9 protein-coding genes and 1 pseudogene are annotated in these 13,144 nt (G+C 70.8%); 5 read left to right on the top strand and 5 right to left on the bottom strand.

What is annotated here, in order from left to right; all coding sequences use genetic code 11:
• Window positions 1–39: 39 nt before the first annotated feature.
• The 3 genes and pseudogenes from COGEMETH_RS25785 to COGEMETH_RS07785 form a co-directional block, all read right to left on the bottom strand.
• Window positions 40–180: pseudogene (locus COGEMETH_RS25785) on the bottom strand (aspartate/glutamate racemase family protein); the annotation flags it as partial.
• A gap of 148 nt (window positions 181–328) precedes the next feature.
• Window positions 329–1,168 carry a factor-independent urate hydroxylase gene (pucL, locus tag COGEMETH_RS07790; RefSeq protein WP_238182034.1) on the bottom strand — a complete coding sequence of 280 codons (840 nt, stop codon included), beginning with the start codon at window positions 1,166–1,168 and terminating at the stop codon, window positions 329–331.
• Window positions 1,159–1,380 carry a hypothetical protein gene (locus COGEMETH_RS07785; protein WP_373875330.1) on the bottom strand — a complete coding sequence of 74 codons (222 nt, stop codon included), beginning with the start codon at window positions 1,378–1,380 and terminating at the stop codon, window positions 1,159–1,161. The genes pucL and COGEMETH_RS07785 overlap by 10 nt, the downstream gene beginning before the upstream one ends.
• Window positions 1,381–1,685: 305 nt before the next feature.
• On the opposite strand from COGEMETH_RS07785, the gene uraD reads away from it, so the two are divergent.
• Window positions 1,686–2,582: a 2-oxo-4-hydroxy-4-carboxy-5-ureidoimidazoline decarboxylase gene (uraD, locus tag COGEMETH_RS07780; protein ID WP_238182033.1), complete on the top strand. Its 897-nt coding sequence runs from the start codon at window positions 1,686–1,688 to the stop codon at window positions 2,580–2,582.
• Window positions 2,583–2,835: 253 nt separating this feature from the next.
• Here uraD and COGEMETH_RS07775 read toward each other — a convergent pair whose 3' ends face one another.
• Entirely contained in the window at window positions 2,836–4,200 is a 1,365-nt protein-coding gene (locus COGEMETH_RS07775; protein ID WP_238182032.1) for an 8-oxoguanine deaminase, read from the bottom strand.
• A gap of 120 nt (window positions 4,201–4,320) precedes the next feature.
• A complete protein-coding gene (locus tag COGEMETH_RS07770) occupies window positions 4,321–5,436 on the bottom strand; it encodes a helix-turn-helix transcriptional regulator (RefSeq protein WP_238182031.1) in 1,116 nt (371 codons plus the stop codon).
• A 712-nt stretch (window positions 5,437–6,148) separates the two neighbouring features.
• Here COGEMETH_RS07770 and COGEMETH_RS07765 point away from each other — a divergent pair.
• The 4 genes from COGEMETH_RS07765 (at window position 6,149) to COGEMETH_RS07750 (ending at window position 13,039) form a co-directional block, all read left to right on the top strand.
• Window positions 6,149–7,978 carry a caspase family protein gene (locus COGEMETH_RS07765; RefSeq protein WP_238182030.1) on the top strand — a complete coding sequence of 610 codons (1,830 nt, stop codon included), beginning with the start codon at window positions 6,149–6,151 and terminating at the stop codon, window positions 7,976–7,978.
• A gap of 160 nt (window positions 7,979–8,138) precedes the next feature.
• Entirely contained in the window at window positions 8,139–8,768 is a 630-nt protein-coding gene (locus COGEMETH_RS07760) for an OmpA family protein (RefSeq protein WP_238182029.1), read from the top strand.
• A 156-nt stretch (window positions 8,769–8,924) separates the two neighbouring features.
• A complete protein-coding gene (locus tag COGEMETH_RS07755; RefSeq protein WP_238182028.1) occupies window positions 8,925–9,890 on the top strand; it encodes an efflux RND transporter periplasmic adaptor subunit in 966 nt (321 codons plus the stop codon).
• Window positions 9,890–13,039 carry an efflux RND transporter permease subunit gene (locus tag COGEMETH_RS07750; protein ID WP_238182027.1) on the top strand — a complete coding sequence of 1,050 codons (3,150 nt, stop codon included), beginning with the start codon at window positions 9,890–9,892 and terminating at the stop codon, window positions 13,037–13,039. Before COGEMETH_RS07755 ends, COGEMETH_RS07750 begins: the two co-directional genes overlap by 1 nt.
• Window positions 13,040–13,144: the final 105 nt, after the last annotated feature.

Below are 13,144 nucleotides of genomic sequence, written 5' to 3'. Positions count from 1 at the left end.
CGTATCGGTCATCCGGCCATCATCCGTGCCCGCCGCCGCCCGGCACGACGCCTCGACCATGCCGACGACCGGCATGGGCGAGACCTCCTGCAGCGCCTGGAGGCCCGGATCGCCGAAGCAGGCGAAGTAGACCGCCTCGCATCCCGCGACAGGACCGGCGCGCGATGTCGCGCACTCCAAATCGGGCGGTGGGCCGGCCGCTTCGTCGAAGCGGTCGCATTCGCCTCGACGACCGGCGCGAGACTCGATTCCTGCGGAACGAGACCATCGAGGACCGCGCGCAGGGTCATCGAACGATCGGCGACGACGACGGGGTGGGACAGGCGCCTCAGCCCCGTCCGATCACCGCCTCGATCTGCCCGTGGGGCTCGTCGGTGGGCAGGAACACGGTGCCCGGATTCTCCAGGCCGAACGGCGTCAGGTCGATCGGGACGTAGTGCTTGTTGGGCATGGCGAAGCCGATCTCGGCGATCTCGGGGATCGCCGCCAGGACGGCCTCGCCCATGCGGTACATGCTGTCCTGAACGCCGTAGCTGTAGGTGGTGCCGAACACCTCGATCAGGATGTCGAGGACCTTCGCATTGGTCGCGGCGTAATCGGAGGGTGCGCCGTTCCACGTCCAGGTCGCGTCCATGGCGGTGGCGGCGATGCGGTCGGTCGCATCGGGCAGCGTGCGGTACTCGTCCGCGACGAAGTCGACCCAGCCCGACTGCGTGGTCTTCATGAAAGTGAAGCCTCGGAGCCCCGACTGGAGCACGGCTCCGTCGCGGCGCGCCAGAAGCTTGACGTAGCCCGTGCCGTTTCCGTCGAGGATGAAGACGTGGCCGTGCGGCCGGCCGCCGATGGCCTGGCGCAGCCAGCGGGTTTCCAGGCCCTCGACCAGCATTTCCTCGACCTGCGGGTACGTCTCCAGGAAGGTTTTCACGACGGCTTGCGCGAACGCCTCCTTGTCGAGGGACAGGTTCTTGGCCGCGACCACGTTGACGATGTTCTTGATGCTGTCGGTGGCGACGCAGGCCCGGTTGTCGCCCTTCGTCCAGGCGGCGTCGAAGGCGCCCGTCATCAGCACCGTGAGCGAGAGCTCGCGCGGGGTGTGATGGTCGCCGTCGCGGGTGAGCCGCATCACCCGCACGCGGCCCTTGCCGTATTGGGAGGCGGTCAGTGGCATTTCTTACTCCGCGTGGCGACGTGGGTCTGACGGACGGTCTGGGTGCTCGGACGAGGCCGCCCGATGCTGGCGGCCTCGCTGCTGGTGAGGCCGTCGAAGGACAGGTTCAGGGTCACCGCCGAGATCGCGCAGGACAGGATGCCGGATTCGAGCGGCGGGTGCAGCCCATGGGGCATCGGCTTGAAGAAGGCCGGAGCGACCAGGGGGATCATGCCCTACGGCGGACACGGGTTTTGATCGTCCCTGCCCGTGAGCCGATCCTGACCCGCGCGTTGCTCCTTCGCGGGGGAGGGCGACGCGCGCCAAGACGGGTTTCCCGAACCGAACCGTAAAACCTATGTCGTCCGTCGCTCCCGCATGGGAGCGGAGACCCGCGCCTCCTCCGCCAGCGTCGCGGGATGGGTGCATACGACAGGCCCTCGGAGGAAGGTCCGGCTTTCGCGGCCGGCCCGTTGCCTGCAAAGACCGGGCCTGCGATGCCTCGCCATCGCCCGTTTCCATCGGAGACCCGGCCATCATGGGTTCGACGCTCGCCGCCCTGAACCAAGCCCCGGCGGCAGACTTCGTGTCGGCGCTCGGTGCCGTCTTCGGGCATGCGCCGTGGGTTGCCGAGGCGGCTGCGGCGCAGCGACCCTTTCCCACCGTAGGGGCCCTGTTCGCCGCCATGGGCGGCGCGGTCCATGGTGCGTCGGACGCCCGGCGGCTGGCGCTGCTCGCGGGCCATCCCGAGATCGCCGGACGTACCGCCCGCTCGGGCGACATCGCACCGGACCCGATCGCCGAACAGGCCTCGGTGGGGCTCGATCGGCTGTCCGACGCCGAGTACGCCCGCTTCGAGGCGCTCAATGCGTCCTACCGCGAAAAATTCGGGTTCCCGTTCATCCTGTGCATCGAGCGGCATGGCCGCGCCTCCCTGCTCAGGACGTTCGCGGCACGGCTGGCCTGCGTGCCCGACGCCGAGCGGAGCACGGCCGAAGCCGAGGTGATGCGGATCGCGGCGATCCGCCTGAACGCCCTGGTCGACGGCGGCGGAGGGCTCCCCACGACGGGCCGGATCTCGACCCACGTCCTCGACACCGTCCGGGGCCGGCCGGCGGCAGGGGTCGCGCTCGAACTCGTCGAGTTCGTCTCGCCGACCGAGACGGCAATCGTCGCACGCGCGACGACCAACGCGGACGGCCGCACCGACCTGCCGCTGATCCACGGGCGCCCCGTGCCGGTCGCGACCTACGAGCTGCGCTTCTGGCTGGGCGACCATTTCCGCCGGGTCGGGCCCTCCCTCGACCTTGACCTGCCCGAGCCGCCCTTTCTCGACGTCGTGCCGCTGCGCTTCGGCGTCGGCGATCCGGAGGCCCACTATCACGTGCCGCTGGTGGCGACCCCGTGGAGCTACCAGACGTATCGCGGCAGCTGACCCCGCCGCCGGGAGCCGGGAACCGCGGGGCGGCCGGGCCGGCCGCCGTCACCGGACGCACCTCCGCCGCCGACCACGCCACCGTTCGAGCCTGCCGACGATCCTGGTCGACCGGTGACGGCCACCTCGACAGCTCCCACGCCCTGTCGACGGGACGCGGTCCGCGGCGGCGACGCCGTCGGCCCCGAACAAGGGGGTCGGTCCTTCCTTCGAGCGGCGGGCGAGGGGGGAAGGAGGGAGGGCGGCATCCATGTCAGGAGGTGCCGAACAGCCTTCGTGCCAGTTCGCCGTGCCGTTCGCGCAATTGGCGCGTGTCGAGCCCCACCGGGTGGCCGTCGATCACCCGCCATCGCCCGGCGACCATCACCCGGTCGGCCCGGTGCGCGCCGCACAGCACCAGCGCCGCGAGCGGATCGTGGGCGCCGGAGAAGCGCAGTTCGTCCAGCGTGAACAGGGCGAGGTCGGCCTCGCGGCCCTCCTCGATCCGGCCGATGTCGGTGCGACCGAGGCAGGCGGCGGAGCCCTCCGTCGCCCAGCGGAGCGCGTCGAGATGCGTGACCTTCTCGGCCCCGTAGGTGAGGCGGTTGAGCATCAGGGCGTGCCGGACGCCCTCCATCAGGTTGGAACTGTCGTTCGAGGCGGAGCCGTCGACGCCGAGGCCGACGGGGCTCCCGGCCGCCTCGAGTTCGCAGGTCCGGCAGAGGCCCGAGGCCAGCGTCATGTTCGAGGTCGGGCAGTGGCAGACGCCGACACCGGCACGTCCGAGGCGCGCGACCTCGTCGTCGTTGAAGTGGATGCCGTGGGCGAGCCAGGCCCGCGGGTTCATCCAGCCGACCTCCTCCAGGTAGTCGACCGGGCGCTGGCCGAACAGCGCCAGGCAATAGGCGTCCTCGTCGAGGGTCTCGCCGAGATGGGTGTGCAGGCGGCAATCGAAGCGCTCGGCCAGCGCGGCGCTCTCGCGCATCAGCCGCTTCGTCACGTTGAAGGGCGAGCAGGGCGCCAGCCCGATCTGCGCCATCGCGCCGGGGGCGGGATCGTGGAAGATCCGCAGGACGCGCTCGCTGTCGGACAGGATGGTGTCGTCGTCCTGGACCAGCGTGTCCGGCGGCAGGCCGCCGTCCTTGTCCGAGAGGCTCATGGAGCCACGGGTGACGAAGGCCCGGATGCCGAGCGCCCGCGCCTCCTCGACCTGGATGTCGACCGAGGCTTCGAGGCCCTTGGGAAACAGGTAGTGGTGGTCTCCCGCCGTGGTGCAGCCCGACAGCAGGAGTTCGGTATAGGCAAGCCGCGTCGCGAGCCGGAAGGCCTCTGGGGTGAGCTTGTCCCAGACCGTGTAGAGGGCCTTCAGCCAGGGAAACAGCGGCTTGTTGATCGCCGCCGGATGGGCGCGGGTCAGGGTCTGGAAGAAGTGGTGGTGCGTGTTGACGAGGCCCGGGATCACCACGTGGCGCGAGGCGTCGAGGGTCTCGTGCACGGGCGTCGCCGGCTGGCCGCCCGCGGGGATGCGCTCGACGATGCGCGTCCCCTCGACGACGATCCCGCCGGCGGAATCCTCGGCGAGGATCGCCAGCGGGTTCCTGATCCAGAGGCGATGGGCTCCGGCGTTGCGTACGGTCATCCTGGCTCCCGATTCCGACCCCTGCCGAGGGCTGCGTGTCCGCAACGCAGGACGACCCGGGCGCGATCCACCCGAGACCGCTTCCCGGTTCGGGTGTGCCCGCGGGCCGATGCACGGGCCTCACGCCCGCAGGGACAGGCGCGAGACCAGGTTGACGAGTTGCGACTGCCGGTGCGTCCCGGTCTTGGCGAAGACCGTCTTGAGCTGGCTGCGCAGGGTCGCGACCGTCACGCGCGAGCGGGCGGCGATCTCGGCGAGGTCCCGGTCGCGGGCGAGGTCCTGGACGAGGCGGATCTCGGCCGCGGTCAGGCCGTAGCCCTGCGCGAGCAGGGCGTCGGCCGGCCCGGAGCGCGCGGCCGGATCGGTGATCAGGAGGAGGGCCCGCGCGCTCTGGAACACGTCCCGCGCCGAAGCGAGGATCGGCGCGGCGTGGACGACGAGGGGCGGGCGGCCGGGACGCGGGATCGCCACCGCCGGCAGCGGGGCCGCCTCGTGGGCCCGCCCCCGGTGAAGGACGCTGCCGATCAGCCGGCCGAGCGCCGCGTTGGCCGACGCGCCGGCCGCCACCGGAACCCCGTGGAGCACCTGCAACGCCCCGCCGAGTTCGGCGCGCGCCCGCTCGTTGAGGCGGACCACCCGGCCGCCGGAATCGAGGAGCAGGCAGCCGCAGGCCATCATCTCGAAGGCGTCGAGCATCGACTCGGCACGGGCTTCGGCGAGCTGCACGGCCATCCGCCCCGCCCGCTGGAGATGGGGCACCATCGCCTCGATCAGGGCGACCTCGCGGTGCGAGAACATCTCCTGGCCGGTCCGGCGCTCGGCCGAGAGCATGATGCTGCGCTGCCCCTCCGGCGCGAGGTAGATCCCGGCGAACCAGCGCAAGCCCTGCCGCCCGGCGAAGTCGGCGTTGAAGGGGACGCTGTCGAGTTCCTCCGGCGTGAAGATGTGCGATTCGACCAGGACGCCCTGGAGGTTCGTCAGCGCCGGAATCCCGCGGCCGAGGCGCGGGTTGTCCGAGAACCAGCCGTCGCGCATGCCGACCGCCACGGCCTCGTCGAGCCCTCCGGAGCAGGCCGGGGCGATCGCCGAGCGGGGTCCGGGCAGGATCAGGGCGCCCTCTGCGCCGAGGGCGTCGGCATAGTCCTGGAGGACGGCCCGCCACAGGTCGGGCCGGAGCGCGGCCTCGTAGAAGCGGTCGATGACCGCGCCGACCCTGTCTTCGCGAAGCTCCGGCATGGTTGTGGGCGATCGTCTCCCCCGGACACCGGCACGCCGTGTCCCGGATGTCGGAATTCTTATACGGTGTTGAGAATTACCCCAAATGGGGGATGCGCCAAACCACACGTTGCGGGCCGTATCCACCCGTCGCTTGAAGGTGGGGAGGAATTCATGCGCAGTCGGGGTGAATTTCCGGCGTGGCTGACGAGGCGGGGTTACTTCGCGCGGCTGCGGCGCTGGACGAAGCCGAAGCGGAAGCCGGCAGCCGCCCAGTCGCCGGCCGCGATCGCAGCAACGGCCGGGGACGCGGTCGAGCCCTCGAACGTGCTGGCGTTCCCGGAGCAGCCCGGCAGCCAACGCGCGGGTGATGTCGAAGCGCGGCGGCGACGCGGCTCGGCCTGAGCGGACGCGAGACACCGGGCCGCTGGTCGCGGCCGACACAGGTCTGCAAACCCGGGCTCGGAAGCCCGTTATGGCGCGCGTCCCTTTCCCCTCTCCGGGAGAGGGTGGCCCGCCGCGCGGGTCGGGCATTCCTCCGGATCGCAGTCGATCGAAGCCCGTGCAGGCCGTAGGGCGGCGGTTCGATTGTGGAGTCCGGTGACGGTCCGGCGCGGATACAGTGGATCGGGCGTTCCCGGTCTCGCCGCACTCTTGCCCAGCGGAAGAGTCTGACGCTATCACCGGCCCCGCGAATACAACCGAGCGCCGCATGCCGTCTGTCCGTCTCCCGGTGTCAGCGATCCTCCTGATCGCGCTCGCCGTCCTGTTCGGTCCGCTCCGGGACAGTGCCGGCGCAGCCCCCGCGAGCGGGCGCGCGGCCCTGGTCGTCGCCAACACCGCCTATCCCGACGCGGATGCCCCGCTCGCGAGTCCGGCCGGCGATGCACGCGCGCTCTCCGACGAATTGAAGCGCCGGGGCTTTGCCGTCGAGGAGGTCTCGAACGTCGCCAAGGACGCGATGAAGGCCGGCATCGAGCGTTTCCTGCGCGGCGTCGAGCCGGACGGCATCGCCGTCGTGTTCTTCGGCGGCTACGGCATCCAGGTCGGCCGCCGGAACTACCTGATCCCGGTCGATGCCCGGATCTGGAGCGAGGCGGACGTGGTGCGCGACGGCATCGCGCTCGACGGCATCCTCGAAGAACTGGCCAAGCGCCGGGTGGCGATCCGCGTCACCATCCTCGACGCCTCGCGGCGCAACCCGTTCGAGCGGCGCTTCCGCAGTTTCTCGCAAGGGCTGGCGCCTGCTACAGGCGCACCGGGGACGCTGACCTTGTATTCCACGGCGGCCGGCGGGGTCGTCAACGAGGGGCCCGGTCCGCGCAGCCCCTTCGTCACCGAACTGGTGCAGCAGATCGCCGGCTCGGACCAGACCGCCGAGCAGGCCTTCACCGCCACCCGCGACGCGCTGGCCAAGAAGACCCGCAACGGCCAGGTGCCGGCCGTGGTCGCCAACCTGGACGAGACCTTCTCCTTCGATCCGGACCGGCCGCGGGCCTCCGTGGTGCGCAGGAAGCCCGAGGACGGGGGCGATCAGGTCGCCAAGGACCAGTTGGGGAAGGACCAGCAGGGCAAGGATCAGCAGGCCAGGGAACAGCAGGCGAGGGATCAGGCCGAGAAGGACCGGATCGCCAGGGATCAGGCGGCCAAGGAGCAGGCCGCCAAGGATCGGGTGGCTCGGGACCAGTCGGCCCGGGACCAGACGACGAAGGACCAGGCCGCGCGGGACCAGACCGCCAGGGATCAGGCCGCGCGAGACAAGGCGGCCCGCGAGCAGGCGGAGACCCGCGCGTTCGACGCGGCCCAGGCCAGGCGCACGAAGCCGGCCTTCGAGGACTTCCTGGCGCAGTATCCGGCCGGAGCCTTCGCGGGCAAGGCCCGCGCAGAGGTCGCGCGGATCGACGCCGAGGAGCAGCAGGCGCAGTCGGATTTCGACGATGCCGAGGGCGTGGGCACCCAGGCCGCCTACGAGGTCTTCCTGTCGCGCCATCCCACCGGGCCGAACGCGGACAAGGCCAGGGCCGAGATCGCCCGGCTCGCGGCGATCTCGGAGCGCAAGACGGTGCAGGAGAACGAGCGCCTCGCCTCCCTCGACCGGCGCATCGGCACGAACGCGGCCGACGAGTCCGCCTATTACGAGCGCGGGCAGTTCTATGCGCAGCGAGGCGAGGCGGCGGCGGCGATCGCCGACTTCGACCAGGCGATCCGCCTGAACCCGGCAAGCCCCGAAGCCTTCAACAACCGCTGCTGGATGCGGGCCATCTCCAACGACCTCAAGCGGGCGATGGCCGATTGCAACGAGGCCCTGAGGCTGCGCCCCGGGTTCGTCGACGCCCTCGACAGCCGCGGCCTGATCAACCTCAAGGCCGGCGCGCTACGCGCGGCGATCGCCGATTACCAGATCGTGCTCAAGGCCGACCACGCCCACGCCTCCGCCCTCTACGGCCTGGGGTTCGCGCGGGTGCGGACGGGGGACAAGATGCAGGGGAACAAGGACATCGCCGAAGCCCTCGCCCTCAACCCCCAGATCGACAAGGATTTCGCCAGCTACGGACTGCGCTGATGCGCCGACGACCGGGGACCGCGTGACGGACCGCACGCAAGTCGGTCGCGAAAGCTGTCATGCCATGTTGATCGGCGAAAGACGCCGTGTGAAAAGAGCTTAGCGGCCTCACGGCACGCCGAGCGACTTGGAGGGTCTAATGTTCGGTTCTTCGAGCGGAGTGAAACGCATTCTCGGCGGGGCGGCCCTGGGGTTCCTCGTCTTCGGCGGGGGAGCCCGGGCCGAGGACGTGAGCGAGGCGCAGATCCTCAAGGCCCTGTCACCGCCCGGCGCGCCCCGCACGCGCAGCCTCTCGATCGGCGCCCCGGCGCCGGCGCCGGCGCCTGCCTTCTCGGCCGACGACTCGTTCGTCGACGCCCTGCGCAACAAGCCGAGCCGCTCGCTCTCGGTCGGCGAGCGGGAGAAGCTCGGCGCGGTGGCGGCCAGCAAGCCTCAGATCGACCTGCCGATGGAGTTCGACTACAATTCCGTCGTGCTGCGCGGGCCGGCCCTGTCCAACGCGAACAACCTCGGCAAGGCCCTGTCCAGCGAGGCGATGCGGGGCCAGACCTTCATGATCGCGGGGCACACCGACGCCAAGGGCACGGATGCCGCCAACCAGAAGCTGTCGGAACGCCGCGCCGACGCGGTCAAGCTGTTCCTGGTCCAGACCTACCGCATCCCGGCCTCGAACCTGATCACCGTCGGCTACGGCAAGTCCCACCTGAAGAACCCGACCGATCCGGCAGGCCGCGAGAACCGCCGGGTGCAGGCCGTCAACATGCTCCAGGTGAAGACGGCCGGGCGCTGAGGCCGGTTTTCAGGAACCGAGACCCAAACCCGGCGGGCGCCCGCGCGTGACGCCACGCGGTCCCGCCGGGACGCCGCCATCGGCGCGGCCCGGACAGGCCGGCACCCGTCGGGGCCGGCGCATGCAACGCCCCGAGCCCGGACCTCCGCTGAGCCCATGCGCGACCTCCCGAAACCTTCCTCCCGGCGGCGTCCCTACGCCCTCGGGATCGCGTTGGCGTTCGCCTGCGCCGCCGGCCCGGCCGCCGCGGAAAGCACCCCGGAGCGCACCAGCGTTCTCGGCGTGCGTGCGGGCTCGACCTGCCTGAAGGAGCAGGTCCGGGTCACCGGCTTCGCGCTGGCCCGCGAGGAGGGCGGCGCGAGCATTCCCTTCGACGGCTACCGCGTCACCGAGATCCTGGTGGCCGAGGGCGACACCGTCACGAGCGGCCAGGAGATCCTGAAGGCCGTGCGCCAGGGGGGCGAGGCCCCCGGCATGCCGCGCCCGGCCACGCCCGAAGCCTTCAGCCTGCGCGCGCCCATCGCCGGCAAGGTGACGCGGCTCAACGCCCGGATCGGCATGGTGACGGGGGCGCCCTCCGGCCAGGCCGCGCCCTCCGCGGTGCCCGCCGGCATGCCCGATCCGCAGGTGCGGATCATGGCCGATGCCGGGATCGACCTGGTGGTCGACGTGCCGAGCCCGTATGCCGCCAAGGTCCGTGCCGGGTTGTCCGCCCGGGTGATCCCCGACGACGGCCCCGAGATCCGCGGCACCGTGCGGGTGCCGGTGAGCGAGGTCGATCCCCGCACGCAGCTCGGCCGCGCGCGCCTGACGATCGAGCCGCCCACCGCCCTGCGGCCGGGCCAGTTCGCCAGCGCCGTGATCGAGACGGCGCGGGATTGCGGCCTGTCGGTGCCGCGCTCGGCCGTGACCTACCAGAACGGCCTGCCCACGGTACAGGTGCTGAACGGGACCAAGGTCGAGACCCGCAGCATCCGCACCGGGCTCTCCGACGAGACCACCGTGCAGGTCCGCGAGGGGCTGGCCGAGGACGAGCCCGTGGTCGCCAACGCGGGCACGGCGCTGCGCGCGGGCGACAGGGTCACGCCGGTGATCACGGGCAAGGTCGGGACCGCACGCTGATGGCGATCAACATCTCGGCGCTGGCGATCCGGCGTCCGCTTCCCTCCGTCGTGGCCTCGATCATCCTGCTGGCCCTCGGCTGGTCGAGCTTCATGCGCCTGCCGGTCACGCGGCTGCCCTCGGCCGACATCCCCCTGATCTCCGTCGTTGTCTCCCAGTTCGGCGCGGCGCCGGCCGAGATCGAGAGCCAGGTCACCAAGACCGTCGAGGACGGGGTCTCGGGCGTGGAGGGCGTGCGCCACATCGCCTCCTCCGTCACGGACGGGCTCTCGGTGACGACGATCGCCTTCCGCCTGGAGAGCAACACCGACCGGGCGCTCAACGACGTCAAGGACGCCATCACCCGCATCCGCGGCAACCTGCCCCAGAGCGTGCAGGAGCCCCTGATCCAGCGCGTGGACGTGGTCGGCCTGCCCATCGTCACCTATGCCGCGACCGCGCCGAACAAGAGCCCGGAGCAGGTCTCCTGGTTCATGGAGAACACCGTCAAGCGCTCGCTCCAGGACGTGAAGGGCGTGGCCGAGGTGGCGGTGATCGGCGGGGTCACCCGCGAGATCCTGGTCTCCCTCGATCCCGACCGGCTCCAGGCCTTCGGCCTGAGCGCGGTCGACGTGAGCCGGCGGCTCTCGGGCACCAACATCACCGTCACGGGCGGGCGGGCCGAGATCGGCGGGCGCGACCAGGCGATCCGCACGCTGGCCTCGGCCAAGACCCTGGAGGACCTGGCCGGCACCATGATCACCCTGCCGACCGGCGGGCAGGTGCGGCTGGAGGACCTCGGCCGCGTCACCGACACCATCGCCGACCGGCGCACCTTCGCGCGCCTCAACGGCGAGCCGGTGGTGGCGATCGGCATCAAGCGGGCGCAAGGGGCCAGCGACGTGGTCGTCGCCAAGGCGGTGGAGAAGCGGGTCGAGCAGATCCGCTCCGAGAACCCGGACTTCGAGCTGAAGCTGATCGACACCTCCGTCGCGTTCACGCTCGGCAACTACGAAGCGGCGATCCACACCCTGTTCGAGGGCGCCTTCCTCGCGGTTGTGATCGTGTTCCTGTTCCTGCGGGACTTGCGCGCCACGGTGATCGTGGCCGTCTCCCTGCCGCTCTCGATCTTCCCGGCCTTCTGGGCCATGGACGCGCTGGGGTTCTCCCTCAACCTCGTCAGCTTCCTGGCCATCACCCTCTCGACCGGCATCCTGGTCGACGATTCCATCGTCGAGATCGAGAACATCGTCCGCCACATGCGGATGGGGAAACCGGCCAAGCAGGCGGCGATGGAGGCCGCCGACGAGATCGGGCTCGCGGTCATCGCGATCTCGCTCACCATCATCGCGATCTTCACGCCGGCGAGCTTCATGTCCGGCATCGCCGGGCAGTTCTTCAAGCAGTTCGGCATCACGGTGGCCGTGCAGGTGTTCTTCTCCCTGCTCGCCGCCCGCTTCATCACGCCGATGCTGGCGGCCTACCTGATGAAGCCGCACACCAAGCCGGAGCCGCCGCCGGGGCCGGTGCTGCGGGCCTATACCCGCCTCGTCACCCTCTCGGTACGCTACTACTACCTGACGGTGCTGATCGGGCTCGCCTTCTTCGCCGCCTCCATCGCCAGCATCGGCCTGCTGTCGAAGGGCTTCCTGCCGGCCCAGGATTCCTCCCGCTCGGTGATGGCGCTGGAGCTTCCGCCGGGCTCGCAGCTCGCCGAGACGGAGAAGGTCACCGAGGACATCGTCGCCGTCATCCGCGGCCTGCCGCAGGTGCGGAGCGTCTTCGTGGACGGCGGCCGCGTGCCCAAGGAGCCGATCGAGTCGCGCCGCGCCTCGTTCATCATCAACTACACCGCCAAGAACGAGCGCTCGGTGACGCAGCGCGACCTGGAGCGGGAGATCGGCGCGCGCCTGCGGCAGGTGCCCGACATCCGCTTCTACTTCGTGGACGAGAACGGCCTGCGGGCGATCTCCCTGGTGGTGCGCGGCTCCGACCCGCGCATCGTGGCCAACGTCGCCAGCGAACTCGCCGGCCAGATGCGCCGCCTGCCCACCGTCGCCAACGTGATCTCCGGCACGACGCTGGACCGGCCCGAACTCCGTATCCGCCCGCATCTCGACCTCGCCGCGCGGCTCGGCGTGTCGCCGACGCTGCTGGCCGAGACCATCCGCGTCGCCACCATCGGCGACGTGGGGCCGGCATTGGCCAAGTTCGACGCGGGCGACCGCCTCGTGCCGATCCGGGTGCAGCTCGACGATTCCGCCCGGATCGACCGCAGCGTGCTGGAGCAGTTGCGCGTGCCCAAGGGCGGCGGCGGCTCGATTCCCCTCGTGGCCATCGCCGACCTCGACTTCCAGCAGGGCCCGACCAACATCACCCGCTACGACCGGCAGCGGCAGGCCACCGTCGCCTGCGACCTCGTCGCCAACGCTGCGCTGGGCGACGTGCTCAAGTCCATCGACAACCTGCCGGTGATGAAGTCCCTGCCCAAGGGCGTCACCGTCGACCAGGGGGGCGATGCCGAGAGCCTGAACGAGCTGTCGGAGGGTTTTGCCAGCGCGATGAGCGCCGGGCTGATGATGGTCTACGCGGTGCTGGTGCTGCTGTTCGGCTCCTTCCTCCAGCCCATCACCATCCTGTTCTCGCTGCCCCTGTCGCTGGGCGGGGCGGTCTTCGCCCTGATGATCTCGGGCAAGCAGCTCACCACGCCGGTCTGGATCGGCATCCTGATGCTGATGGGCATCGTGACCAAGAACGCGATCATGCTGGTAGACTTCGCCATCGAATCGCAGCGCCACGGCATGGCGCGCGACGCCGCCATCATCGATGCCGGCCGCAAGCGCGCCCGGCCCATCGTGATGACCACCATCGCCATGGTCGCGGGCATGCTGCCCTCGGCCCTGGCCTTCGGCATCGGCGGCGAGTTCCGCTCGCCGATGGCGCTGGCCGTGATCGGCGGCCTGATCTTCTCGACGCTCCTGTCCCTGGTCTTCGTGCCGGCGGTGTTCGTCACCGTCTCGGAGATCTCCGACCGCTCCCTGCGCTTCGGGCGCTGGCTCCTGTCGCTGGGCCAGCGCAGGCGGCCGGTGGAGGCGCAAGGGCCGGAGAAGTCCGGCACGCCCGGCTCGCCGATGCCGCCGGGCCTCGGCCCGGTCGGGCCCCATGCCTGATCGCGCCGCAGGGATGCGGGCCGCCGGACGGGAAGAAGCCCCGATGACATATCACGGAAACACCCGCCTGCTCTGTCCACGTAGGGGTGTGTGAGATTTCCGGGC

Source organism: Methylobacterium trifolii (assembly GCF_022179685.1).
GTDB classification, from domain to species: domain Bacteria; phylum Pseudomonadota; class Alphaproteobacteria; order Rhizobiales; family Beijerinckiaceae; genus Methylobacterium; species Methylobacterium trifolii.
Note: the sequence above shows the minus strand (reverse complement) of the source record. Positions and strands in the feature narration are given on the sequence as shown.